This is a genomic window from Amycolatopsis thailandensis, from assembly GCF_042723255.1.
GTDB lineage: Bacteria > Actinomycetota > Actinomycetes > Mycobacteriales > Pseudonocardiaceae > Amycolatopsis > Amycolatopsis thailandensis.
Map to the genome: position 1 here is coordinate 70,209 of NZ_JBHXJK010000022.1, position 24,904 is coordinate 95,112.

Here is a 24,904-nt window from a genome sequence, read left to right on the forward strand (position 1 = left end):
CGAACGCCGCATTCGCGACCTGCTCGTGGGCATTCCGAGGGGCCCGTCGCCGGTGTGGCTGGCGGGCTCCTCGGGTCACGCGGGGTTAGGCGGGGGCGCGGTGGAGGGTGTTGCGCCGGATTCGTTGTAGCGGGTCCAAATACTGGGGCGGAATGAACTCCGGTAGCCCGTCAGCCGCCATGCGGACTTGCCAGTCGCCGTGGTGGATCAGCCGGTGATGAAAACCGCACAGCAGCACCAGATTCCGGAGATCAGTGGGGCCGCCGTCCGCCCAGTGATGAATATGGTGGACGTGACAGTTCTTCGGTCTCCGATGACAGCCCGGGAACGCGCAGCCCCGATCCCGGATATTGAGCGCCCGCCTCTGACCTGGTGTCACGAACCGTCTCAGCCGCCCCACATCGAGCGGCTCTCCGGCAGCGTTGAGCACCACGGGGAGCATCAGGCAGTCGCAGGCGGCCATCCGCGCCTCGCGGGCGGTCATGGTCCCGACGAAGTCGAGGCAGGCTTTCCCGATCCCGGTCTTCAGCTCTTCCAGGCCGATGGTGACGTGCACCAACGTCCGGTACCCGCTGGTGCCGGGCTGATCAGGACACGCGATCGCCAAGTCAAGAAGCTCCGCCCACGCATCACCCTGGCGCTCGCACTTCATGCGCAAGTCAGCCTGCCCGAACTCATCCACCGGACGAGGCTTCGCATACGCCTCCAACGCGGCCGCCGTCCGAGCCCCCAGCTCGTCATCCAGCAGGCCGGTGAGTTTCCAGAACCCATCCCGACGGCGCTCCAGGGTGATCTCCCGGCGGGGCTGCTTCGGCTCGGGGTCCTTCGGTTCATTCCCATCCGGGTCGAGCCAGCCGAGCAGGCTCGTCTCCGCGTTCACCAGCTGCCGGGGACCAGCTCCACGGCCCAGATTCCCGAGGATCTTCTCCGCAGTGGCCCGATCCTCGGCCGACGTGTCAGACGGGAGTCTCCCCAAGATCTCCAGTATCTGATCGATCCGCTCATCCCCGATCATGCCCTCGGCAGCTGCCGCACCCGTGGTGGGCGCGAAGGCCGGGGCCTCCGTGCCGTCCAGATTGCGGGTGGGGTTCAAGGCGATCGCCCGCTTCACTACCGACTGCGCCTCACCCCGGGACAGCCCAGCCACATCGGCGAACCACGCTGCCGTCGACCCATAGCCATACAAGTCTTTCGAACCCCGGGACTCGATCTCCGCCAGGAATTGCCCCAGAGCGGCGGAGGCGACCCGCATCAGCTGCAGGAACTGCTGCACGCCGTGCGCAAGCTCCAGCTTGCCGGCACGCCACAACTCCTGCGGCAACTCGGGAAGGAAGGTCTCGGACACCCCTCCATAATACACCCATATTTCGAACACGTGTTCGTAATTTTGCGTTACCGCAAACCCGCGCATTTTGCCACTTCCGGGTGAAGCCTCGCAGTTAGTCGACTAATTGCGAAGAAGCCGAAGGCGCAGCACGGAGGACACCGGTTCACCAAGCGACCTAAGTCCCGCAATCAGCCGACCAACCGCGAGACAACCCAAAGCACAACACACAAGACACCGATCCACCAAGCGACCTAAGCCCCGCAGCCAGCCGACTAACTGCGAGACAACCCAAAGCACAACACGCCACTCACCAAGAAACCCAACCTCCGCAATTAGCCGACTAACTACGACGAACCCCAGCCGAAAGCAAGCGTTCGGCCAGAACCCGGCACCGCTCCCCCAGTTCCACCGGCTCGATCACCTCGAACGAATGCCCCAGCAACACCACATGCATCAGCAGGAAATCCAGCTCCCCTGCCCCACTCAAAACCTCGCATCGCGAACGCCCAAGCGAGCGAACCACAGCCGCCGAAGCCGGAATCTGCGCCCGGACAACCGAAGCAGGCGCGTGCACCAGAAAGCGCGCTTGATGCCGATACACCCGGCTGGCCACGTTCTCCTGCACATAAGCCGCCGCGTCGGGTGCCGCGCGCGGGCGGAAACGCCAAGACCGCGCGGAAACCTCGGTCATCTTGTCGACGCGGAAAGTGCGCCAGTCGTCGCGGTCGAGGTCGAAAGCCAAGAGGTACCAACGCGGCCCGGAAGCCACCAAGCGATACGGCTCCACTCGCCGTGAAGCGGCGGCACCGGAGGACGGATACGAGAAGCCCGCCTCGACCTCGTCGCGGCACGCGCGGGCCAGCGTCATGAGCACGTCGGGGTCGATCGGCGCGCGGCTTCCGTCGAAGGCCACGATCGAGCCGGACAGCGCGCGCACCTCGTGCCGCAGTCTGGCCGGGAGCACCCGGTCGAGTTTCGTCAGCGCCCGGAGCGCGGCCTCACCGCTGCCCGCGCCGGCGAGCAGGGAGACCGCGGTGGCGATCGCCTCCTCGTCGTCCAGCAGCAGCGGCGGCATGTCGTGGCCGGGGCCGAGCTGGTAACCACCGCCGACACCGTTGCTGGCCTGCACCGGATAGCCGAGCGCGCGCAGCCGCTCGACGTCCCGCCGGATCGTGCGCGGGGTGACGCCGAGCCGGTCCGCCAGTTCGGGACCGGTCCACACCGCGCGCTGCTGGAGCAGCCCGAGCAGGGTGAGCACCCGCTCGGTCGTCCCTCGCTCGTCCTCCATGTCACCCATCGTGTCAGAGATAGCGGACCGATCCTGTCCGCTAGGCGTGCCAGGGTGGTCCCATGAACCGCAAGAGCCGCGAATTCCAAGTCACCTTCGACGCCCACGACCCAAAAGCCCTCTCCATCTTCTGGCGCGAAGCCCTGGGCTACGTCCACCCTGGCCCGCCCGGGGTCGAGGTACCCGAGGGCACCGACCCGCTGGACGCGTGGGACGAGTTCCTGGAGCGTGTCGGCGTTCCCGAGGATCAGCGCAACACTCGATCCGCCCTCGAAGACCCGGACGGTGTGGGGCCGAAGATCTTCTTCCAGCAGGTCCCGGAGGACAAGGTCGCCAAGAACCGCGTCCACCTCGACGTCCGGGCCGCCCCCGGCCTCGAAGGGGACGAGCGCATGGCGGCGTTCGAAACCGAGTGCGCGAGGCTCGTCGCCCTGGGCGCGAAACGGGTGAAGCGTTTCGAGCCCGAGCAGCCGTTGAGCCTCGGGTTCATCGTGATGCAAGACCCGGAGGGCAACGAATTCTGCCTAGACTGACGTGACGGCGATCGCGTTGTCCTCCAGCGAGCCGAAATACAGCTTCCCGGCCCGCTCGCGGACGCCGACGAGCACGTGGAACCCGTCGATCTCCCCGCGCAGTTCGTGGACCTGCTTCCCGTCCGCGGTCACCCCGCGCACCCCGCACTCCCTCGCGGGTGCGGGCTGCAAGGCCGTCGGCAGCGCCCGGACACCGGCCCGCAGCGGCGCGGGGAGCTTCTGCACCAAGGAAAGCGCGGGCACCTTCGGGCTGGCCACGGTGATCCAGATCAGCCCGTCGCTGCCGGTCGAGATGTTGTCGGGATAGCCCCACAGATCGTCGACGAGGTAGTCGCGCGTGCCGGCCTTGTCCCCGGTGAGCCAGAACCGCGAAACCCGGTAGGCGCCGGTCTCGGCGACGGCCACATAGGACTCGTCGGGCGGCAGCGCGACCCCGTTGGCGAACTGGAAACCGTCGGCGAGCTGGTCGATCTTCCCGTCGGGCGTCCGGCGCAGCAGCCTGCCGCCGCCGGTCTGCTCGATCAGGTCGTCGCGCCATTTCTCGATGCCGAAGCGGCGCGACGAGTCGGTGAAGTACACGGTGCCGTCGGCGGCCACGGCGGCGTTGTTGCAGAACACGAAGTCCAGCCCCACCGCCGAAGTCGCCAAGGTGGTGATGGCGCCACCGGCCAGCGGCATCGTCAAGAGCCCGGCCTTGGCGTCGCAGATCAGGAGGTCGTCACCGAAGAACTCCAGCCCCAGCGGGCGGCCGCCGGTGTCGCCGAGGACGTCGATGCGCTTGCCGTCCGGCGAGACACGCAGGATCCGCCCGTCGTCGACACCGGTGTAGATCCGCCCCTGGTCGTCGACCACGACGTCCTCGGGACCGTGCCCGTTGACCGGGATGACCGTGACCTCGCCGAACGCCATCGCGTGTCTCCTAGCGGTAGGTGAGCAGTTTCGCGGCTTCCGCCTCGAAATGCGGATGTTCGTTGAACGACAACAGGGTCACCCCGCCGCGGCCGGACACCAGTTTCGTGATCCCCGCGTTGACGGTGACCCGGTTCAGTTTCAGCAGCCCCGCCTCGGGCGTACCCATGAGCGCGCCGCAGACCGTCGCGATCACGCCACCGGAGCTGAAGACGACGGCGTGCTCGCCCTTGCCCAGCGACGCCACGACGTCGGCCAGCGCGCCCTTGACCCGCTCCAGGAACCGAGGCCAGGTCTCGGCGCACGGACCGGACGCGCCCGCCGAGACCCACGCGCTCAGCGCACCGTCCAAAGCGGCCTGATACGCCCGCGAATCGGTCTGCTGGACACCGGCGGCATGGTATTTCGCGATGTCGACGTGGTCGTACTCGTTCCAGCGTTCGTCCTCGACGACGGCGATCCCCGAGCCGAGCGCCTTCAACGCCGTCGCGGCCGTGTCCCGTTGCCGGGCAAGGGAACCCGACCGCGCCTGGGTGAACTCGACACCACGCCTCAGCAGTTCCTCACCGACCACAGTGGACTGTTCGAAGCCGCGCGGCGAGAGCTGGTCGTAGTTCTCCGCGCCGAACGACGCCTGCCCGTGCCGGACCAGGTAGATCGCACCCATCTACGCGCGCCCTCCTCCGATGATCCGGCGGCAGCGCCCGTCCAGATAGCCGACGAACTGCCAGAGGTCCTTCAGCGCCGGGTTGGTCGTCTGTCCTTCGTGGAACCGGTAGTAGATCTGCTGGATCACCACCGCGAGCCGGAACAGGCCGTACACCTCGTAGAACGTCCAGTCGCCGATCGCGAGGCCGGAGCGTTCCGCGTACCGCCGGACGAACTCCTCGCGCGTGTACATCCCCGGCACGTGCGTCGGCTGACGGCGGCTGAGCTTCATGACGTCGTCATCGTCGTCCTGCACCCAGTACGCGAGGGTGCTGCCGAGTTCCATCAGCGGATCGCCGAGGGTGGCCATCTCCCAGTCGAGGACGCCGATGATGCCGAGGTCGTCGTCGAGCACCAGGTTGTCGAGCCGGTAGTCGTTGTGGATCAGGCAGATCTTGACCTCGGAGGGCTGGTTCTCCTTCAGCCACGCGATCACCTCGGCGCAGTCCGGGACGTTCTCCGTGCGCGCCTTGAGGAACCGCTCAGACCAGCCGCGCACCTGACGCTCGACGTACCCCGCGCCCTTGCCGAGATCGGCCAGCCCGGCGGCCTCGACGTCGACGGCGTGCAGCTCCACGAGCCTGTCGACGACCTTGCCGCACAGCTCGCGCGCGTTCTCCGGCGGCAAAGCGAAACCAGCGGGCAGGTCTCCGCGCAGGATCAGGCCTTCGAGGCGTTCCATCACGTAGAAGTCGCCGCCGAGCACGGTTTCGTCGTCACAGAAGGCGAGGACCTCGGGCACGTAAGGAAAGACGGGCCGCAACGCCTGCTGCACCCGGAACTCACGGCGCATGTCGTGCGCGGACGCGGCCTTGTGCCCCAGCGGCGGCCGGCGCAGGATCAAGTCCCGGTCCGGGTAGGTCAGCAGATACGTGAGGTTCGAGGCACCGCCGGGGAACTGGCGGACCCCGGGCGGTGTGTCCCCGAGGCCGGGCACCCGTCCGGCCAGCCAGGCGTGCACCGCGGCGGGGTCGAAAGCGTCCTCGCCGCGTACCTCGACGGTCTTGTCCGCGGCGGTCATCAACAGGTCACCCGAACTTCCTCAGCACCGACACCGGAACGAACCGGAACACCTTCGCCAGCACGCTCCACGGCCAAGACGGGACGAACGCCTTCGCGTTCTCGGTCTCGATCGCCTTGACCAGCGCCTGCGCGCCCGCCTCCGCCTTGGTGGCGAGCGGGATCTTCGAGATGTCCACGTTCATCTCCGACTCGATGAACCCGGGCAGCAGCTGGGTGACCTTGATCGGCGTCTTCATCAGCTCGATGCGGGTGCCCTCGGTCAGTGCCGAGACGCCCGCCTTCGAAGCGGCGTACGCGGTCAAGTTGCCGGGGAAGGCGCGAAGCGCGGAGAAGGAGGAAACCACGACGAGGTGGCCTTCCTTCTGCTTGCGGAAGATACCGACGGCGGCCTCGATCTGGGCGGCCGCGGCGAGGAAGTTCGTCTGGAGCGTCTGGCGGTTGGCGTCGAACCTGCCGGAGCCGATCGGCTGCCCCTTGCCGAGCCCCGCGTTCACGATCACACGGTCGAGGGAGCCGAGCGCTTCACGGAACTCTTCGAAGACGGTGAAGACCTGGTCGTGGTCGTTCACGTCCAGCTTCCGGGTGACGACGGTGATGCCGGGATACGCCTTCTCGAGCTCCGCCGCGAGGGCGTCGAGCCGGTCGACACGGCGGGCGGCCAGCGCCAGATTGCGGCCTCTGGCGGCGTACTGCCTGGCCATTCCCTCGCCGAGTCCGGAGCTCGCCCCGGTGATCAGGATGTTCTTCCGCAGGACCATGGCTGGAGCTTACCCGTTGGTAACAAGTCCGGCGTCCCTCGGACGGATGGCTGCCCCCGGCGCCTGGAGTTCGCCGGGGGCAGCCTGTCCGAAAGGGTCTTACTTCACCTGGAGCAGCTTGTTCGCGGTGCCCCCGGTCGGGTTGCTGATCTTGCCGTCGGCGGCCGCCGCGACCAGGCCTTCGGAGACCTGGGCCGGAGTGGCGTCCGGGTGGGCCGAGAGGTACAGCGCGGCAGCGCCGGCGACGTGCGGCGAAGCCATCGAGGTACCGCTGATGGTGTTAGTGGCGTCGTCACCGGTGCCCCACGTCGAGGTGATGTCGACACCCGGCGCGTACAGGTCCACGACCGAACCGTAGTTCGAGAAGCTGGCCTGCTTGTCGGTCTTGTCGCTGGCGGCCACCGTGATGGCCTCCTTGACCCGCGCCGGGGAGGTGGTGCCCGCGTCGGAGGACTCGTTGCCCGCCGCGAGCGCGAAGGTCACGCCCTTGTCGATGGCACCCTTGACCGCCGCGTCCAGGGCGTCGTCCGCGCCACCGCCCAGGCTCATGTTGGCGACCGACGGGCCCTTGGCGTTCGCCGCGACCCAGTCGACACCGGCGACGACACCCTCGGTGGTGCCGCTGCCGTTGGCGTCCAGCACGCGGACGCCGACGATCTTCACGCCCTTGGCCAGGCCGTGGTCCGTGCCACCGATGGTGCCGGCGACGTGCGTGCCGTGACCGTGCTCGTCGTTGGGGGTGTCGTCGTTGTCGACGAAGTCCTTGCCGCCGGTCGCGCGGTCACCGAAGTCCTTGTGCGAACCGCGGACACCGGTGTCGATGACGTAGGCGGTGACGTTGTCGGCCTTCGTCGGGTAGGTGTACTTGTTGTCGAGCGGCAGGTCCGCCTGGTCGACGCGGTCCTCGCCCCACGACGGCGGGTTGTCCTGGGTCTCGCTGATCTTGAACGTCTTGTTCTGGACGACGTACGCGACCTGCGGGTCGGCGGCGAGACGCTTCGCGGCGGCCTCGTCGGCCTTGATCGAGAAGCCGTTCAGCGCCGAGCCGAACGTGCGGGACAGCGTGGTGCCGTACTGACCGGTGAGGCCCTGTGCCTTCGAGGCGACGTTCGCGGTGACCTCGTTCGCCGCGGCCACACCCTGGCCGACCGCGGTCGGCTTGAGGACGACGATGTAGCTGCCGCCGACCGCGTTGGCCACACCGGCGTCACGGATCTCGCCCTGCTGGTCGGCGTTGGCCGCACCCGCGCCGAAGGTGGCGACAGCCGCGGTCACGCCGGCGAGGGCGACACCCGCCACGAGGCCGCTACGGGTCTTTCGGGACTTCAGGTTCTTCCGGGACTTGCTCACTGGTTCCCTTCCTGCCGCGCCGTGCGGATCACCCGGGAGGATGATCGTTGCTGAGGCCATGCAAGCCGGTGCGCCAGGTGGCGGGCAATGATTCACAGTTACCAGTACTAGGCCAAAAGGAGTAGCAGCGCTCGTCCGGAAAGGGGTTTTCGCCTGGCAGAAGGCGCCCCTGGAGTGTTACCCCAGACTGATAAAGTTATTCGTGTTGTTATCAACCGGACGGGTCGAGAAAACGGCAGGCGGGGGCGGTCGGGCGACATATGGTGGCGGGGAGCACGGCGGACCGAGTGAGCACCGACGATGAGGAAGAACCGCGTACCGCGTTCGCCACGGCGTTGCGATCGGCCATCGCCACCAGCGGGCTGAGTCTCGACCGTATCCAAGCGAGACTTCTCGCTCGCGGCGCGTCGGTCAGCGTCACCGCATTGAGCTACTGGCAGTCCGGGAAACGCCAGCCGGAACGGCAGAGTTCACTCTCCGCGGTCCGGGTCCTCGAAGAAGTCCTGGCGATTCCCGCCGGTTCGCTGCTCAGTCTCTTGCCGCCGCCGCGTCCGCGCGGGGCGTCGTCACGCCGGAGCCGCGCTACCACCGAGCAGCCGTTGACCTTCCCGCTCGAAGCCCTCCAGGCGCTGCTGGAGAAGGTCGGCGCGCCCAACGCGCTCGAACAGCACCATCAGCTGAAGCTGGTCGGCCTGCACGACCTGTGCGAGATCGCCGAAGACGGCGGGCAACGCGCGGTGACCGCCCGGGCGGTGTTCCAGGCGGGCGCGGACGGCCAGGACCGCTGGCTGCTGGTCTACGCCCAAGGCGATCCCGAGGCCGGGCCGCCGGTGCTAAACACGCTGCGCAACTGCCACGTCGGCCGCGCCGAGGTCGACGACGAGCACGGGCTCACCGTCGCCGAACTGCTCTTCGACCGGCCCATCGACCGCGGCGAGACCCACCTGATCGAGTACTCCCTGACCAACTCCGGACCGCCGTACCCGGAGTGCCGGAACACGCATTACCGCGAGTTCCGGCGCCCCGTGCGCGAGTATCTGCTGGAGATCCGGTTCGACCCGGACACCATCCCCACCAAATGCTGGCAATACTCCCGGCAAGGGACGTCGCCTCTGGACCGGAAAGAACTCACCTTGGACCAAGGCAGCGGCGTCCACGCCGTGGCGCTCGACTTCGGCCCCGGCGTGTTCGGCATCGACTGGGAGTACTAGTGGAGCTTGTTCCGCAGCACCTTCCCGGTCGCGTTGCGCGGTAGCTCGTCGAGGAACTCCACGTCGCGCGGCACCTTGTAGCGGGCGAGGTTCGCCTTGACGTACTCGCGCACGCCGTCGACGTCCAGGTCCGACTTCTCGGCCCGCACGACGAACGCCTTCAAGCGCTGCCCGAACTCGGGGTCTTCGACACCGACGACCGCCGCTTCGAGCACGTCCTCGCGTTCGACCAGGAGGTTCTCCACCTCGATCGGGAACACGTTCTCGCCGCCGGAGACGATCATCTCGTCGTCACGGCCGTCGATGAAGAGCAGGCCGTCCTCGTCGAAATGGCCGACGTCGCCGCTGGAGAGCAGCCCGTCGATGATCTCCTTGTTCCGGCCGTCGGTGTAGCCCTGGAAGCTCAGCCCGCTGCCGACGAACACCCGCCCGGTGACGTGCGGCTCGGTGATCTTGCCGCCCTTCTCGTCGTACAGCGCGACCTTGCAGCCCACCGGCGCGCGGCCGACCGTGCCCGGCGCCTTGCGCCAGTCCTCGGGGGTCGCGACCGTCGCGACCGCGACCTCGGTCGAGCCGTAGAGGTTGTGCACGACGTCGCCGAACGCGGCGGTCGCGCGGTTCCCGAGGTCCGGGGACAGCGCGGAGCCCGCGACGAAGATGATCCGCAGGGAAGACGTGTCGTACTTGGCGCGGACCTCTTCGGGCAGATCGACGATCCGCTGCAACATCGTCGGCACGAGGACCAGCGTGGTGCACCGGCTTTCCGCGACCCCTCGCAGCGTCTCCTCCGGCACGAACTTGCGCCGCATGACGACCTTCGAGCCGAGCGCGAAGGACAGGATGAACTGCGACAACCCGGTGCCGTGGAACAGCGGCGCGCCCATGTAGGTCGCTTCGCCGGTGCGCAGCGGGATGCGGTCGAGGAATTGCGCGGACGCGAGCGCGGAGGTGTGCGGCCGCGGCGCGCCCTTCGGCGTCCCGGTGGTGCCGCTGGTCAGCAGGATGAAGCCGCCCGGTTTGGCGGGCGCCGGCCACGGCCGGTCGTCGGTGCTGGCGACCAGTTCGGTGACGACCGGGATGTCAGGCGAGCGCGCGGTGTCCGAATCGACCCACGCGAGGTAGTGGTCGACTTCGCCCTCGACAGCGTCCAGCAGGTCGGTGAACTCCTGGTCGTACACGAGCGCTGTGACACCCTCGCGTTTCGCGACGTCCGCGAGCTGCGGTTTGGCGAACCCGGTGTTCATCAGCAGCAGCTTCGCGCCGAGCTTGCCGGAGGCGAGCATCGTCAGCACGAGACCCCGGTGGTCGCGGCACAGCGCGGCGATCACCGAACCCGGGCCGAGGCCGCGTTCGGACCAGGCCCTGGCCAGCGCGTTCGACTGGGTGTCGAGCTGCTTGAAGGTCAGCGGGCCGAGCTCGTCGACGATGCCTGTCGCGGTCGGGTCCCGGCGGGCGGCGATCATGTTCGCCCCGGCGAACGGACCCCACTTCCGCACCATGACCAGCGAACGCAGGCCCTCGTCGACCCTCGGGATCGGGAGCAGGCCCGCTTGCCGCATCACGTCGATGCTGCGCACGGTCTCGGTCACCTTGCCCGCCACCAGGGTGGCGAGGCCGGTGGGGTTTCTCATCCGGGCACCTCCGTTGCTGCTGCGGCGAGACACCATGCCGGCGGCGTTCGCGTACCGGCGGTATGGGTTGCTACTCGACAGTAGCCGACCGATAGCGCAGGCGCACTAACCGTCTGGTGACAGAAATGTCGGTGGGAACCACCACAATGTGAGTGTGCAGGCGATCGCAGGTCAAGAGGAAGATGGCGACTTCGCGATCTCGATTTCCGGACAGCCGCCGCGGCTCGGCCTGAAGATCCCGGAGTTCGTGGACGAAGTACGGCGGGTGGAGGCCGAGCACTCACCCCGGTGGGTGTTCCCGTCGGTCGAACAGGCGTACCCGGCGTTGATCAAGGCAGGCGTCCGGGTGCGGCGGTGTCACGACCTGGCGCTGACCGAGGGTCTGCTGCTGGCGCACGAGGGCCGTCCGCAGGAGTCGCGGAGCCTGCGCGCGGCGCTGGCCAGGGCAAACGGGGAAGAAGCGCCCGCCGACGAGGCGCCGTTGTGGGCCGAGGAGGACCAGCCGACGCTGTTCGAGACGCGCGGCCCGCGGCTGCCCTCCGGCGTCACCATGGTCGACGCCGCGCGCCGGGTGCTGGCCGAACAGGAGAAGCGGGTCGCTCTCGCCGAGCATCCGGATCGGCTTCGGCTGCTCTTCGCGGCGGAGTCGGCGAGCGCGCTGGCGGCCGCAGAGATGTCCGCCGACGGGCTGCCGTGGCGGGCGGACCTGCACCTCGAACTGCTGGCCGAGCAGCTCGGCCCCCGTGTCCCGGCAGGGCAACGGCCGAAGAAGCTGGTGGAGCTGGCGGCGAAGATCAGCGACGCCTTCGGCGGCCGCCCGGTCAACCCGGACGCCCCGGCCAGCGTCGTCCGCGCGCTCGGGCGGGAAGGCATCGAGGTCACGTCGGCCAGGAAGTACCTGCTGCGCGACATCGACCACCCCGCCGTCCCACCGCTGCTGGAGTACAAGGAACTCGCGCGGCTGCATTCGGCCAACGGCTGGACCTGGCTCGACGAGTGGGTGCGCGATGGCCGGTTCCGTCCGCATTATGTCGTCGGCGGGGTCGTCTCCGGACGCTGGGCGAGCCGGGGTGGGGGCGCGTTGCAGATCCCGAAGGTGCTGCGGACCTGCGTCCGGGCCGATCCGGGCTGGAAACTGGTGGTCGCCGACGCCGCGCAGCTGGAGCCGCGCGTCCTGACGGCGTTGTCCGGTGACCGCAAACTGGCCGACGTCGCCGCGGCCACGGATCTGTACGCGAGCCTGGCCGAGGCGATGTTCTCCGGGGTGCGCCGCGTGCCGGTGCCCGCGTGGGACGACAGGGACGATCGGGACAGGGCGAAGATCGCGATGCTGTCGGCGATGTACGGCGGCACGTCCGGCGAAGCGGGACCGCTGCTGGCGTTGCTGCGGACCAGGTTCCCGGACGCGGTGTCCTATGTGGAGCGAGCCGCGCAGGCCGGGGAACGCGGTGAGCGCGTCCGCTCCCGGCTGGGCCGGACCTCGCCCGCCCCGTCGGAGGCCTGGCGCGCGCTGACCGGCGGTGTCGCGGAGGACGAGGCGGGCGAGCTCAAAGCGCGTCAGGCGGCCCGCAACTGGGGCCGCTTCACCCGCAACTTCGTCGTGCAGGCGAGTGCGGCGGACATGACCGCGGTCCTGCTGGCGACCCTGCGCGGCAAGCTCCCCTCCCCCGCGCATCTGGTGTTCTTCCAGCACGACGAGGTCCTGGTGCACACCCCCGCCGAGTTCGCCGACGAGGTCTCGCAGTCCATTGTGGACAGCATGACCGAGGCGGCGCGGATGCTGTTCGGTGCCGCCTGCCCGGTCCGGTTCCCGCTGCACATCGCCGCCGTGGACACCTACGCCGACGCCAAGTGACCCGCCCCGTGTCGTCCCCCTGATCACGCGTGTCGTCCGTCTGATCACATGTGTCGTCCGTCTGCTCACGCGAGTTCGCCCTCCAATCACGTGAGTTCCGCCCCTGATCACGCGAGTTACGCCTCCAAGCACGCGAGTTACGGCTTCCACCCCACGGAACGCGCGCGATCAGGCGGCGGGCTCACGTGATCAGAGGGACGGGACGCGTGATCAGATGGACGACACACGTGCTTGAAGGCGCGACACGCGTGATTGGGGGCGGGACTCACGTGATTAGAGGCGGAACTCGCGTGATTGGGGGCGGAACTCGCGGGGCGGGAGGGGTCAGGCGGCGGCGTCGTCCAGGGCCTTGATGACGCGCTTCAGCGAGACGGGGTGGGCGGTGCCGAGGGTCTGGGCGAAGAAGCTCACCCGCAGCTCCTCGATCATCCACCGGATCTCGCGCAGCGCGGGAGACGAAGTCCCCGGCGGCAGCGCGTCCAGGGCCGTCTGATACTCGGTGCGGAGCCACGCGATGTCGCCGGTCCGCTGGATGTCGCGAGTGGGCTCGGTCGGGAGTTTCTCCAGCCGCCGTTCGATCCCCCGCAGGTACCGGACGACGTGCTTCAGCCTGTCCTGCCCGGTCTCGGTGACGAAACCCTTGTGCACCAGCCCGTCCAGCTGCGCCCGGACGTCCGCGAGCGAATCCTTCGGGCCGCGGGTGTCGGCCAGCCGGGTCTCGACGTCGTTCGCCGCGCGCAGGATCTTCTCGACGTTGGTCAGCACGTCGAGCACTCCGGCGTTCAGCCCGGCGCGCACCTTTTCCAGCAGGACCGCGAAGCCCGCCTCGTCCCAGCGCGGGCCGCCGTTGTCGGCCACGAGCTTGTCGACGGCGCAGTCGACGCAGTCTTCGAGCAGTGCCGCCACCGAACCGTGCGGATTCCGGTTCAGCACGAGTTTCGAGGAGTTGCCGAGGTTGCGGGTGATGAACTTCATCGGTGACGGGATGTTCAGCCGCAGCATCCGCCGCGTGCCCGCCCACATCGACTGTTCCTGCTGCCCCGGCGTGTCCAGCAGCCGCACCGCCACGGTGCCGCCCTCGTCGACCAGCGCCGGATACGCCTTGACGTCGTGCCCGCGCTGCTTGCTCGCGAACACCTTCGGCAGCTCGCCGAACGCGGGCGTCGTCAGGCCCTGCCGCTCGATGCTGTCCGCGGCCTTGGAGATCGTCGCGCGCACCTGGCCGCTCAAATCCCGTTTGAGCGCCTCGACGTCCTTGCCCTCGGACACCTTCTTGCCGCGGACGTCGACCACGCGGAAGGTCATCTTCAGGTGTTCGGGTACCGCCGACAGCTGCCAGGCGTCGTCCGGGATCACCACCCCGCGCAGCGCTTCCAGCTCGTCGGCGACGGCGTGCAGCAGTGGCCCGTCGGCCGGACCGACCCGCGAGAGCACCAGCTTCGCGTGATCGGGCGCGGGCACGAAGTTGCGCCGGATCGCCTTGGGCAGCGACTTGATCAGCTGTGTCACCAGTTCTTCGCGCAGCCCGGGGACCTGCCAGTCGAAACCGTCCGCGGTGACCTGGTTCAGCACCGGCAGCGGGAGGTGCACGGTGACGCCGTCCGCGTCAGCCCCCGGCTCGAACTGGTACGTGAGCTTGAAGGTCTGGTTGCCTTGGGTCCAGAAGTCGGGGTAGTCGGCCTCGCGCACGCCACCCGCGGTCTCGTTGATGAGCATCGTCTTCTCGAAGCTCAGCAGATCGGGCTCGGTGTGCCGCGCCTTCTTCCACCAGCTGTCGAAATGCCGCGCGGAGACGACGTCGGCCGGGACACGCTGGTCGTAGAACTCGAACAAGGTCTCGTCGTCGACCAGGATGTCGCGGCGGCGAGCGCGGTTCTCCAGGTCCTCGACCTCGTCGAGCAGTGCGCGGTTCTCGCGGAAGAAGTGGTGCCGGGTCTCCCAGTCGCCCTCGACGAGCGCGTGCCGGATGAACAGCTCGCGGCTCGTCTCCGGGTCGATCCGGCCGTAGTTGACGCGGCGGTCGGCCACCAGAGGGACGCCGTACAGCGTCACCTTCTCCAGGGCCATCACGGCGCCCTGCTTGCGTTCCCAGTGCGGCTCGGAATAGTTCCGCTTCACGACGTGACCGGCGAGCGGCTCGACCCATTCCGGTTCGATGCGCGCGTTGACCCGGCCCCAGAGGCGCGAGGTCTCGACCAGTTCGGCCGACATCACGAACCGCGGCTGCTTCTTGAACAGCGCCGACCCCGGGAACACCGAGAACCGCGCCCCGCGGGCCCCGAGGTAGTCGCCCTTGGCCGGATCCTTGAGGCCGACATGCGACAACAGCCCGGCGATCAGCGACGTGTGCACACGCTGCGGATCGGCCGGGCCGTCGGTGGCGGTGGCGAGGGTGATGCCGAGCGGTTTGGCCAGCTGACGCAGCTGGCTGAAGATGTCCTGCCATTCGCGGATACGCAGGTAGTTCAGGTACTCGTTGCGGCACATCCGGCGGAACTGGCCGGTGGACAACGCCTTCTGCTGCTCGCTGACGTACTCCCACAGGTTCAGGTACGCCAGGAAGTCGGACGTCTTGTCCGCGAACCGCGCGTGCTGCTCGTCCGCCGCCTGCTGCTTCTCCGCCGGCCGCTCGCGCGGGTCCTGAATGGACAGTGCGGCGGCGATGATCATCACTTCGCGGACGCAGCCGTTGCGCGAGGCCTCCAGGACCATCCGCGCCATCCGCGGGTCGACCGGGAGCAGCGCGAGCTTGCGACCGGTCTCGGTGAGCTTCTTGCCGTCCGACATCTCGAAGGCGCCGAGTTCCTGCAGCAGCTGGACGCCATCGGTGACCTGGCGGCGGTCCGGCGGCTCGACGAACGGGAACGCCGCGATGTCGCCGAGGCCGAGCGAGGTCATCTGCAGGATGACCGAAGCGAGGTTGGTCCGCAGGATCTCGGGATCGGTGAACTCGGGCCGCGCGTCGAAGTCGTCTTCGGAGTACAGCCGGATGCAGATACCGTCCGACGTCCGGCCGCAGCGGCCCTTGCGCTGGTTCGCCGACGCCTGCGAGACCGGCTCGATCGGCAACCGCTGGACCTTGGTGCGGTGGCTGTAGCGCGAGATCCGGGCGGTGCCGGGGTCCACGACGTACTTGATGCCCGGCACGGTCAGCGACGTCTCGGCGACGTTGGTCGCGAGCACGACGCGGCGCCCGGTGTGCCGCTGGAACACCCGATGCTGGTCCGACGACGAAAGCCGCGCGTACAGCGGGAGGATCTCGGTGTTCCGGAGGTCTTGTTTGGACAGCGCGTCCGCGGCGTCGCGGATCTCCCGCTCGCCGGAGAGGAACACCAGGATGTCGCCAGGGCCCTCGTGCTGAAGTTCGTCGACGGCGTCGCAGATGGCCTGCGTCTGGTCGCGGTCTGTGTCGGCGTCCGGATCGTCGGGGTCGATGATCGGCCGGTAGCGGACCTCGACCGGATACGTCCGGCCGGAGACCTCGACGATCGGCGCGTCGCCGAAGTGCTTCGAGAACCGCTCCGGGTCGATCGTCGCCGAGGTGATGATCACCTTGAGGTCGGGACGGCGAGGCAGGAGCTGTTTGACGTAGCCGAGGATGAAGTCGATGTTGAGGCTGCGCTCGTGCGCCTCGTCGATGATCAGCGTGTCGTACTGCCGCAGCATGCGGTCGGTCTGGATCTCGGCCAGCAGGATGCCGTCGGTCATCAGTTTGACCAGCGTGTCCTGACCGGACTGATCGGTGAACCGGACCTTGTAGCCGACGGCCTCGCCCAGCTCGGTGTTCAGCTCGGAGGCGATGCGGTCGGCGACGGTGCGCGCGGCCAGCCGCCTCGGCTGGGTGTGGCCGATCTGGCCGCGGATCCCGCGGCCGAGTTCGAGGCAGATCTTCGGCAGCTGGGTCGTCTTCCCGGACCCGGTCTCCCCCGCGACGATCACCACCTGGTGGTCGCGGATGGCGGCGGCGATCTCGTCCTTGCGCTGGCTGACGGGCAGCTCTTCGGGATAGGAGATCTTCGGGACGCCGTCGCGGCGGCGGGTGACCCGCAGCTCCGCGGCCTCGATGTCGGCCTCGATCCGCGCGGTGATCGACTCGGCGTTCCGCGCTTTCCGGGCACCGTCGAGCCGGCGCCGGAGGCGGTGCTCGTCGCGCGACATCAATTCGGGCAGGCGAGCGCGCAGGGCGCCGAGCGGGGAAGGTTGAGAAGCCATGACCGGCACCAGGATAGCCGTGCGTGACGAGCGGGGCCTCCGAATATCCCCCACGTCACCGCCACGCCACGTCCACCCCGCGCGTGTCGTCCTCTGGATGCGGTAGTTGGTGCCGCGAACTACCGCATCCAGAGGACGAAATGCGGGGTCAGGCGTGCCGGAGCGAGGCGGGCGTGAGGTCGGCCAGGGTGCGGTGCCCGGACAGGCCCATGGTCAGGTCGAGGTCGGCTAGCAGGCTCCGCAGCACGTGCCGGACACCGTCTTCCCCCGCGTGCGCCAGGCCGTAGACCCAGGGCCGTCCCACCAGCACGGCCTTCGCCCCGAGCGCGAGCGCCTTGGCGATGTCGGCGCCGGTGCGGATGCCGGAGTCGAACAGGACCTCCAGCCGGTCGCCGACGGCGGCCACGATCTCCGGGAGCACGTCGAGCGAGGCGACGGCGCCGTCGACCTGGCGGCCGCCGTGGTTGGACACGACGATCCCGTCCATCCCGGTCTCGACGGCGCGGCGCGCGTCGTCGGGGTGCTGGATGCCCTTGAGCACGATCGGCCCGTCCCAGTGCTCGCGCAGGAACGGCAGCCGGTCCCAGGTGCTGTCGGTGCCGGTGATCATCGAGATCCAGCGCAGGATCGCGGTGGGTGCGTCCTCCTCCGGCGTCTTCTCCAGCAGGCCGCGGAACACCGGGTCGCTCAGCGGGACACCGAGTCCCTCGCCCTTGATGAACGGCAGGTACGCGTGGTCGAGGTCGTTCGGGCGCCAGGCCAGCGTCCAGGTGTCGAGCGTGACGACGAGCGTGGTGAAGCCCGCGGCCTTCGCCCGGGCCAGGATGCTCGCGCAGACGTCGTTGTCGGTCGGCCAGTACAGCTGGAACCAGCGCGGCCCCTCGCCACTCGCCTCGGCGACGTCCTCGATGCTCGTGGAGGACGCCGTCGACATGATGTAGGGCAGGCCGACCGACGCCGCGGCACGCGCGGCGGCCGGTTCGGCCCCCTCGTGCACGATCGACTGGACGCCGACCGGCGCCAGCAGCACCGGCGCCGGCATCGGCGTCCCCAGGACCGTCGTCGACAGATCGCGTTCGGTGGCGCCGGTGAGCATCCGGGGTACCAGGCGCCAGCGGTCGAACGCCTCCCGGTTGGCGCGCGCGGTGGCGCCGGAACCGGCCGCCCCCGCGACGTACCAGAACGGCCCGGGCTCCAGGACCTCCCGCGCCGACTCCTCCAGCTTCGTGGCGTCGGTGGAGCACGGCGGGAAGGTCCCGCCGAGCCCCTGCAGGTAGATCTCGTTCTGATAGCCGCCGAACCGCTCGGTCACCCGGGCCTCCTCGTCACGTCACCGGTGCCGGCTCTTCGCGGTCCCGGGTGGTCGAATCCTGCCGGACGATACTCGCCGGTAGCAACCAGGTGAGTTTCTCCGAGCGGATGACCGCGACTGGACCGATCACGGCCAGCAGGAGGACATAGCCCGCTACGAACGGCGCGACCCGCGAGTCCAGTCCGGCGGCGGTCGCCATCGCGGCGAGCACCAGGGAGAACTCGCCGCGGGTGAGCACGGTCAGCCCGATGTTCACCCCGGCCTGGCGGCCGAACCCGTTCAGCCGCGCGGCCAGCGCGCCCGCGCCCAGGTTCAGCACGATCGTCAGCGCCACCGCGATCAGCACCGGCACGACCACCGAGCCGACCGCGTTCGGGTCGATGCTGAGCCCGAAGATGAAGAAGAACAGCGCGCCGAACGCGTCCCTCAGCGGGAGCACCAGCTTGTGGATGCGCGGCGCCACCTTCGAGCCGCCGAGCATCATGCCGACCATGAACGCGCCGATGGCGTCGGACACCCCGACCTCCTCGGCGACGGCGGCACCCATGACGGCGACACCGACGAAGCAGACGGTCAGCAGTTCGTCGTCGGCCGAGCCGAACAGTTTCGACACCACCCGGCCGCCCCAGCGGGCGAGCGCGACCATCACGATCAGGAACGCGAAGGCCTTGCCGAAGTCGGCGGCCGCCGTGGCGAAGCTCCCCGCGCCGGACAGCACCGGCTGCAGCAACGCCAGGTACAGCGCGAGGAAGATGTCCTCGATCACGATGATGCCCATGATCAGCCGGGATTCGGGGTTGTTCATCCGGCGGGCTTCGAGCAGGAGTTTCGTGACGATCGCCGACGACGAGATGCCGATGGCACCGGCGATGACCAGCGCTTCCCGGGTTCCCCAGCCCAGCAGGAAGCCGAAGGCGAGCCCGCCGCCGATGTTCAGGATCAGGTAGATCAGCCCGGACCAGACGAGTTTGCGCCCGCCCTTGGCGAGGTCGTCGAGGGAGAACTCCAGGCCGAGGTAGAACAGGAGGAAGACGAGGCCGAGCCCGGCGAGGACACCGAGTTCTTTCGGATCGTCCACAAGGGACAGTCCGGGGGTGTTGGGGCCGAAGACGAAACCGGCCAGCATGAACAGGGGGATCGTGGGCAGCCCGATGCGGGCGCCGGCTCTGGCGATGACACCGGCAGCGAGGAACGCCCCGCCGACGGCCAGCAGGGCATGACCGGAACTCATGGAGACCTCCGATGGTGGCTGAATGCGGGATGAGGACCGGTTCAGCTGGGAGGCGCCCGCGCGGGAGCCTGGGGCACCGCGCGGGTGATGACGACGGGTTCGCCCTGCTCAGGGGCGGGACCGGCGTCGAGGAGTTCGACGGTCGCCGTTTCGGCGGGCACGTCGGCGAGAGGAACGGCTTGGCCGCCGTGGAAGGCGGGCAGCGGATGGGTCGCGAAGACCGCGACAGGGTCTTCCTTCGCGGTCCGGCCGTGCCCGTGGGGAACGGTCGGCGTGACGAAGGCGAAGACGAGCAAGATCAGAAGGAAGAAGACGGAACGGTGCCGTGGGGCGGGGGCACGGTTCGTCGTCATCTGCCCGCGACTTTACCAGTCCTTTATAGACATATCGACGAGAGATCTGTCACGGTTCGCGCCACATGGGCTGCATCGGCGGCCCGCCCGCCACGGCGAAGGCCGGGCCGTGGTCACGGAAACCCAGCCGCCGGTACAACTTCGCGCTCATCGGGCTGCTCGCTTCCAGGTATGCGGGCACGGCGCCGTTGCGATCGAGTCCGTGTCGCAGCAGCCACCCGCCGATCCCCTGCCGTTGCGCGCTCTTGCGGACACCGATGAACTGCGCGTGGCGGTACTCGCCGGCGGGGGCGCGTTCGGTCATCAACTCGAACAACGCCGCGAGCCTGCCCAGTTCCTCCCCGGTGAGCCCGGCGAACGCGTCGCCGTCGACGTCCTCCTCACCGCTGGGCGTCCACAGCACGGTGGCGGACAGGTCGTCGGTGACGTCGACGTTGCCGCCCGCGGCGAGGGTTCCGCGCACGATCGCCCGATGGAAGATCGACAACGCCACCGGGCGGCGCTCGGCGTCGGGGAAGACCCACACGCTGACCGGGTCTTCATGGAAGGCCTCGGTCAGCACGTCGACCACGATGTCCATTTCGGACAGTTCGGCTGAGCGCACGATCATCGTCCCGCCCGGAGCTTCGCGGGCTCTTCGTCTTCACCTTCGAGCGGACCGCCGATCGCGGCGTAGGTCTCGGGATCCCGCGTCCGCAACACCTCCGCGCGCAGGAAGCCGACCAGGGCCGCGATGACCACGAGACCCGGCAATCCCCAGCGCAGCAGGAAGTTCCCGGCCGGACCGAGCAGCAGGTCGAAGTTGAGCAGGATCAGCGCGAGGACGGCCGACAGCGCGAGGATCGCCAGTCCCGGCGCGATCCAACGGCGCCAAGCGTTTTCGGCCTGGCGGCGACGTTTGAAAAAGCCGATCACCGAAAGCGAGACGGCGATCATGATCACCACGACCCCGGTCGACGCCGTCGTGCCGAGCCAGGTGAACAGTTCGGTCACCGGGTCGCGGCCCGCGATCGCGAACAGGGAGACGACGGCGAGGGCGAGCGCGGTCTGCGTGAGCGAACCGGCGGCCGGCGCCCCCGTGCGTTTGCTCGTCTTGGCGAGCGAACGCGGCAGCAGTCCTTCACGGCCCAGCGCGAAGAAGTAGCGCGCGACGGCGTTGTGGAAGCTCAGCAGCGCCGCGCACTGACCGGTCACGAAGAGCGTGTACGCGACGTTGGAGAACGTCTCGCCGAGATGTTGCCCCGCCAGGTTGAACAGCAGATCGGGCCCTTGGGCGGCAGCGGCGGTGACGATGACGTCGGGTCCGGCGCCCACCGCCAGCGCGAGCGACGAAGCGACGTAGAGCACCGCGGTGAGACCGATCGCGGCGAACGTCGCCCGGCCGACCGTACGGCTGGGTTCGCGGGTCTCCTCGCCGTAGGTCGCCGCGCCTTCGAAACCGATGAAGGCCGCGGCGGAGAAGGCGAACACCGCCCCGACTCCGGTGGTGAACAGGCTGGAAGGCTCCAACGGGACCCAGGAAACGCTGCCACCGGCAGGATTCGCGAACAACGCGATGTCGACGATCACGACGACGGCGACTTCGAGGCACAGCGCCACCCCGAGGACCTTGGCGTTGAGATCGACCCGCAGGACCCCGAGCGCGCCGACGATCAGCACCATCACCAGCGCACACAGCCACCACGGCGGCGGTGACCCGGTGAGCGTGCCGAGCCAGGTCGAGACCGACCAGCCGAACAGGCCGTAGATGCTGATCTGGATGGCGTTGTAGGAGATCAATGTGACGAACGCGATGCCGGCGCCGGTGGATTTGCCGACCCCGTTGGCGACGTAGGGATAGAAGGCGCCCGCGTTGGTGATGTAGCGGCTCATCGCCGCGTACCCGACCGCGAACAGCCCCAGGATCGGGGCGAGCAGGAGGAACGACAGCGGGACACCGACACTGCCGGTGACCGCGTAGTTCGTCGGGACCCCGCCCGCGATGGCGAAGAGCGGACCCGCCGCCGCCACCACGAAGAAGACGATCTGAGCGGCGCCGAGGCGCCGTTGGCCGAGACCGCGCCGCGGTCTGTGCGTACCCATGAACCCGTCCCCCCGGACGTCTGTTTGTCGGCGAACACGGTCGGTTCGCGTTCTTGATCTTGCGAAAGCCATCCAACCTTAGGGCCGGGCAACCCGGCGAGATACGTCCGTTCAGGCTAAAAACGGACCTCGGGTCGCAGTGGTACCCGGCCTACCGCTACTTTGGCCGTCCCGCACTACAACGCCGGAGGGCGTGCCATTCATGCGTCGGCTGACTTTGGTCGATTCCTTGTTCTTCCTAGCCCACGACGAGTTCACCGGAAAACCCGCGCTGCGCCGCACGGGACTCGGCATCGGAATGGCCGGTGCCGCGCTCTGCGATCTCCTCCTCGCCGAGCGGATCACCGTGGAACGCAAGCGAATCCGGCCGCTGACCCGCCGTGGCCTCGCGCATCCCCCGCTGGATCGGGTGTTCTCGGAAATCCTCGGCGAACGCGAGGGGCACACCGTCCGGGAATGGGTCGACCATCTCCGTCAGGATCTCGGGGAAACAGTGGCGGACAATCTGCTCACCGCGGGAGTGATCGACCGCGAGACCGACCGGGTGCTCATGCGGAAGAATCACCGCTACCCGCCGCGGGATCTGCTGATGTCGACGGCCGCGCGCAGCAAGGCGAGGACGGCCGTCCTCGGCACCGAACGGCCGGATCCGCATTCGGTCTGCCTGGCCCTGCTGGCCTGGACCATCGGCCTCGACGACCTCTGCGAACCGGAACTCGACCGCGCGGGCCTGCGGACCTGGGCCGAGGCCACGCACCGGGAACTCCCGAAGGCGCTCGCCGAGCTGATCTCGGGCGTGGACGCGGTGGGCGCCGCCGTCGTCTACACCGGCGACCGGCGGTGACCGGCGGTAGTGTGGGGCGATGCTCACCGACCGTGACCACGACGTCGTGCTGTTCGGCGCCACCGGGTTCACCGGTGGTCTGACGGCGGAATATCTCGCGCGCACCGCGCCACCCGGCCTGCGTCTCGCACTGGCCGGCCGCGATCCCGGAAAGCTCGAAGCGTTGCGGGAAAACCTTTTCTCGATCAATCCGGACTTCGGTGAGCTACCGCTGCTGCGAGCCGACGTCTCCGACGCGGGCTCGCTGCGGAAGGTCGCGGAGTCCACCAAGGTCGTCGCCACCACGGTCGGCCCGTACGTCCACTACGGAGAACCTCTGGTCGCCGCGTGCGCCGAGGCCGGGACCGACTACGCCGATCTGTGCGGTGAGCCCGAGTTCGTCGACAGGATGTACCTCGCCCATCACGCCCGCGCCGCCGAGACCGGCGCCCGGCTGGTGCACGCGTGCGGTTTCGACTCGATCCCGCACGACCTCGGCGCCCTGTTCACGGTTTCCCTGCTGCCACAGGGGAAACCGATCCGGATCGACGGCTACGTGCGCGCGGGCGCGGCACCTTCGGGCGGCACGTTCCTTTCCGCGTTGACCGCGTTTTCCCGGCTGTCGCCGAGTATCCGCGCCGCGCGGGACCGCGCCGCGGCCGAACCCCGCCCGGCGGGCCGTCGCGCGCGGGCCTCGCTCGGCACTCCGCACCGCAGCCCCGACGGCTTCTGGGCGGTGCCGCTGCCGACCATCGACCCGATGATCGTCGAACGGTCCGCCGCCGCCCTCCCGGCGTACGGCCCCGACTTCACCTACCGGCATTTCGCGGCGATCAAACGACTTCCGACGGTGGTCGCCGGCGCCGCCGGGATGGGTGTCCTCTTCGGAGCCGCCCAGATCCCGCCCGCGCGGCGGGCCCTGTCGAAACTGCTGAAGCCCGGCGGCGGACCGGACGAACAGCGCCGCGCGCGGTCGTGGTTCTCCGTGCGGTTCCACGCCGAAAGCGACGGCGAGCATGTGGTGACCGAGGTGTCCGGCGGCGACCCGGGCTACGGCGAGACGGCCAAGATGCTCGGCAAGTCCGCCCTGTGCCTGGCGCTGGACGAACTGCCCGAGACGGCCGGACAGGTCACCACGGCGACCGCGATGGGGCAGGCGCTGATCGACAGGCTGAGCGACGCCGGTCTGCGCTTCGCGACCCTGTAGCAAAAATCTTCAACCGGATCGACCCCTTGCCGGAAACTGTCACCCCTGGTTATCGTGTGCCCACGCCGCAGCAACACCTGACAGAGAATGACAATTATCTGTGGAAAGGGACACCTTTCATGAGTGACACCCTGCGGCCCGCGATGCGCCGTGCCCTCGGCGCGGTCTCCGTTCTCGCTCTCGCCGTTTCCGGCCCTGTCGCGCTCTCTTCACACGCGTCCGCCGATCCCGCCCCGGCATCGGCGTCGATCTTCGCCTCCGGTGGCGACCTCGCCTCACCGGAGAAGAAGGAGATCGCGATGCAGATCGTCTCCAGCGCGGAAAACTCTTCGCTGGACTGGAAAGCGCAGTACTCCTACATCGAGGACATCGGCGATGGACGCGGGTACACCGCCGGCATCATCGGGTTCTGCTCCGGTACCGGCGACATGCTCGACCTCGTCGAGCGCTACACGAACTCGGTCCCGGACAACCCGCTCGCGGAATACCTTCCGGCGCTACGGAAAGTGGACGGCAGCGATTCGCACGAAGGCCTCGGCAGCGGTTTCGAAAACGCGTGGAAGGAGGCCGCCGGACGCGCGGACTTCAAGGAAGCGCAGAACGGCGAACGCGATCGCGTCTATTTCGACCCGGCGGTGAACCAGGCCAAATCGGACGGACTGGGCGCTCTGGGGCAATTCATCTACTACGACGCCATCGTGATGCATGGGCCCGGCACCAGCCAGGCCAGCTTCGGCGGCATCCGCTCGGCCGCGCTCCAGAAGGCGAAGCCGCCGTCCCAGGGCGGCGACGAGACGGCGTACCTGAAGGCGTTCCTCGACGCGCGGCGCGTGGTCATGAAGCAGGAGGAGGCGCACGCGGACACGTCGCGGATCGACACGGCCCAGCTGGTGTGGCTCAACGACGGCAACCTGGACCTGCACACCCCGCTGAAGTGGAAGGTCTACGGGGACCCGTACGAGATCAACTAGCGCCCGGTGTCATGAGGGGTCCCCTTGGGTCGGTAATAGGGTGAACGGGGGGCCCCAAAACAAACCCCCCCCGGGGAAAGCCGATCCCCCAGGCCCACCGGGATGGGGGGGGGCCCGGGG

At 68.7% G+C, this 24,904-nt stretch carries 20 protein-coding genes; 6 read left to right on the top strand and 14 right to left on the bottom strand.

What is annotated here, in order from left to right; translation table 11 throughout:
• Positions 1 to 85 precede the first annotated feature (85 nt).
• Complete coding sequence (locus ACFWMR_RS11615) at positions 86 to 1,345, bottom strand: DUF222 domain-containing protein (protein ID WP_378378317.1); 1,260 nt, start codon at positions 1,343 to 1,345, stop codon at positions 86 to 88.
• 322 nt (positions 1,346 to 1,667) lie between these two features.
• Positions 1,668 to 2,615: a helix-turn-helix transcriptional regulator gene (locus tag ACFWMR_RS11620; RefSeq protein ID WP_378378318.1), complete on the bottom strand. Its 948-nt coding sequence runs from the start codon at positions 2,613 to 2,615 to the stop codon at positions 1,668 to 1,670.
• Positions 2,616 to 2,677: 62 nt separating this feature from the next.
• Here ACFWMR_RS11620 and ACFWMR_RS11625 point away from each other — a divergent pair, with 62 nt between their 5' ends.
• On the top strand, positions 2,678 to 3,148 hold the full coding sequence (locus ACFWMR_RS11625; protein ID WP_378378319.1) for a VOC family protein: 471 nt from the start codon (positions 2,678 to 2,680) through the stop codon (positions 3,146 to 3,148).
• On the opposite strand, the gene ACFWMR_RS11630 is transcribed toward ACFWMR_RS11625, so the two are convergent.
• From ACFWMR_RS11630 to ACFWMR_RS11650, 5 genes are all read right to left on the bottom strand, one after another.
• A complete protein-coding gene (locus ACFWMR_RS11630) occupies positions 3,140 to 4,057 on the bottom strand; it encodes an SMP-30/gluconolactonase/LRE family protein (protein WP_093933960.1) in 918 nt (305 codons plus the stop codon). The two genes, ACFWMR_RS11625 and ACFWMR_RS11630, sit on opposite strands and share 9 nt — an antisense overlap.
• Positions 4,058 to 4,067: 10 nt before the next feature.
• Positions 4,068 to 4,724, bottom strand: coding sequence for a histidine phosphatase family protein (locus ACFWMR_RS11635; RefSeq protein ID WP_378378320.1), 657 nt, complete (start codon positions 4,722 to 4,724; stop codon positions 4,068 to 4,070).
• A complete protein-coding gene (locus ACFWMR_RS11640; RefSeq protein WP_378378321.1) occupies positions 4,725 to 5,789 on the bottom strand; it encodes a phosphotransferase family protein in 1,065 nt (354 codons plus the stop codon). It lies immediately after the preceding gene.
• A 4-nt stretch (positions 5,790 to 5,793) separates the two neighbouring features.
• The gene (locus ACFWMR_RS11645; RefSeq protein ID WP_378378322.1) at positions 5,794 to 6,546 is read right to left on the bottom strand and encodes an SDR family oxidoreductase; all 753 of its coding nucleotides are present in this window, start codon (positions 6,544 to 6,546) and stop codon (positions 5,794 to 5,796) included.
• Positions 6,547 to 6,645: 99 nt separating this feature from the next.
• Positions 6,646 to 7,896 carry a S8 family peptidase gene (locus ACFWMR_RS11650; RefSeq protein WP_093933956.1) on the bottom strand — a complete coding sequence of 417 codons (1,251 nt, stop codon included), beginning with the start codon at positions 7,894 to 7,896 and terminating at the stop codon, positions 6,646 to 6,648.
• 260 nt (positions 7,897 to 8,156) lie between these two features.
• Here ACFWMR_RS11650 and ACFWMR_RS11655 point away from each other — a divergent pair, with 260 nt between their 5' ends.
• Positions 8,157 to 9,107 (top strand): hypothetical protein, encoded by a 951-nt coding sequence (locus ACFWMR_RS11655; protein WP_378378323.1) that lies wholly within the window; start codon positions 8,157 to 8,159, stop codon positions 9,105 to 9,107.
• Here the strand turns inward: ACFWMR_RS11655 and ACFWMR_RS11660 are convergent.
• Positions 9,104 to 10,738: an acyl-CoA synthetase gene (locus tag ACFWMR_RS11660; protein ID WP_093933955.1), complete on the bottom strand. Its 1,635-nt coding sequence runs from the start codon at positions 10,736 to 10,738 to the stop codon at positions 9,104 to 9,106. The two genes, ACFWMR_RS11655 and ACFWMR_RS11660, sit on opposite strands and share 4 nt — an antisense overlap.
• Positions 10,739 to 10,886: 148 nt before the next feature.
• On the opposite strand from ACFWMR_RS11660, the gene ACFWMR_RS11665 reads away from it, so the two are divergent.
• On the top strand, positions 10,887 to 12,593 hold the full coding sequence (locus ACFWMR_RS11665; protein WP_378378324.1) for a bifunctional 3'-5' exonuclease/DNA polymerase: 1,707 nt from the start codon (positions 10,887 to 10,889) through the stop codon (positions 12,591 to 12,593).
• 324 nt (positions 12,594 to 12,917) lie between these two features.
• On the opposite strand, the gene hrpA is transcribed toward ACFWMR_RS11665, so the two are convergent.
• From hrpA to ACFWMR_RS11695, 6 genes are all read right to left on the bottom strand, one after another.
• Positions 12,918 to 16,805: an ATP-dependent RNA helicase HrpA gene (gene hrpA, locus ACFWMR_RS11670; RefSeq protein WP_378378325.1), complete on the bottom strand. Its 3,888-nt coding sequence runs from the start codon at positions 16,803 to 16,805 to the stop codon at positions 12,918 to 12,920.
• Between the two features lie 148 nt (positions 16,806 to 16,953).
• A complete protein-coding gene (locus ACFWMR_RS11675) occupies positions 16,954 to 18,117 on the bottom strand; it encodes an alpha-hydroxy-acid oxidizing protein (RefSeq protein WP_093933954.1) in 1,164 nt (387 codons plus the stop codon).
• Positions 18,118 to 18,130: 13 nt separating this feature from the next.
• Positions 18,131 to 19,348, bottom strand: a complete 1,218-nt coding sequence (locus ACFWMR_RS11680; protein WP_378278434.1) for a cation:proton antiporter — start codon at positions 19,346 to 19,348, stop codon at positions 18,131 to 18,133.
• 41 nt (positions 19,349 to 19,389) lie between these two features.
• Positions 19,390 to 19,701 (bottom strand): hypothetical protein, encoded by a 312-nt coding sequence (locus tag ACFWMR_RS11685; protein WP_378378326.1) that lies wholly within the window; start codon positions 19,699 to 19,701, stop codon positions 19,390 to 19,392.
• Between the two features lie 49 nt (positions 19,702 to 19,750).
• A complete protein-coding gene (locus ACFWMR_RS11690; protein WP_378378327.1) occupies positions 19,751 to 20,311 on the bottom strand; it encodes a GNAT family N-acetyltransferase in 561 nt (186 codons plus the stop codon).
• Complete coding sequence (locus ACFWMR_RS11695; RefSeq protein ID WP_378278431.1) at positions 20,308 to 21,783, bottom strand: APC family permease; 1,476 nt, start codon at positions 21,781 to 21,783, stop codon at positions 20,308 to 20,310. Before ACFWMR_RS11695 ends, ACFWMR_RS11690 begins: the two co-directional genes overlap by 4 nt.
• A gap of 202 nt (positions 21,784 to 21,985) precedes the next feature.
• On the opposite strand from ACFWMR_RS11695, the gene ACFWMR_RS11700 reads away from it, so the two are divergent.
• The 3 genes from ACFWMR_RS11700 to ACFWMR_RS11710 all read left to right on the top strand — a co-directional run bounded on the left by ACFWMR_RS11700 (position 21,986) and on the right by ACFWMR_RS11710 (position 24,784).
• Entirely contained in the window at positions 21,986 to 22,627 is a 642-nt protein-coding gene (locus ACFWMR_RS11700) for a GOLPH3/VPS74 family protein (RefSeq protein WP_093933949.1), read from the top strand.
• A gap of 19 nt (positions 22,628 to 22,646) precedes the next feature.
• Entirely contained in the window at positions 22,647 to 23,813 is a 1,167-nt protein-coding gene (locus ACFWMR_RS11705) for a saccharopine dehydrogenase family protein (RefSeq protein WP_378378328.1), read from the top strand.
• A 119-nt stretch (positions 23,814 to 23,932) separates the two neighbouring features.
• Positions 23,933 to 24,784: a chitosanase gene (locus tag ACFWMR_RS11710; RefSeq protein ID WP_378378329.1), complete on the top strand. Its 852-nt coding sequence runs from the start codon at positions 23,933 to 23,935 to the stop codon at positions 24,782 to 24,784.
• Positions 24,785 to 24,904: the final 120 nt, after the last annotated feature.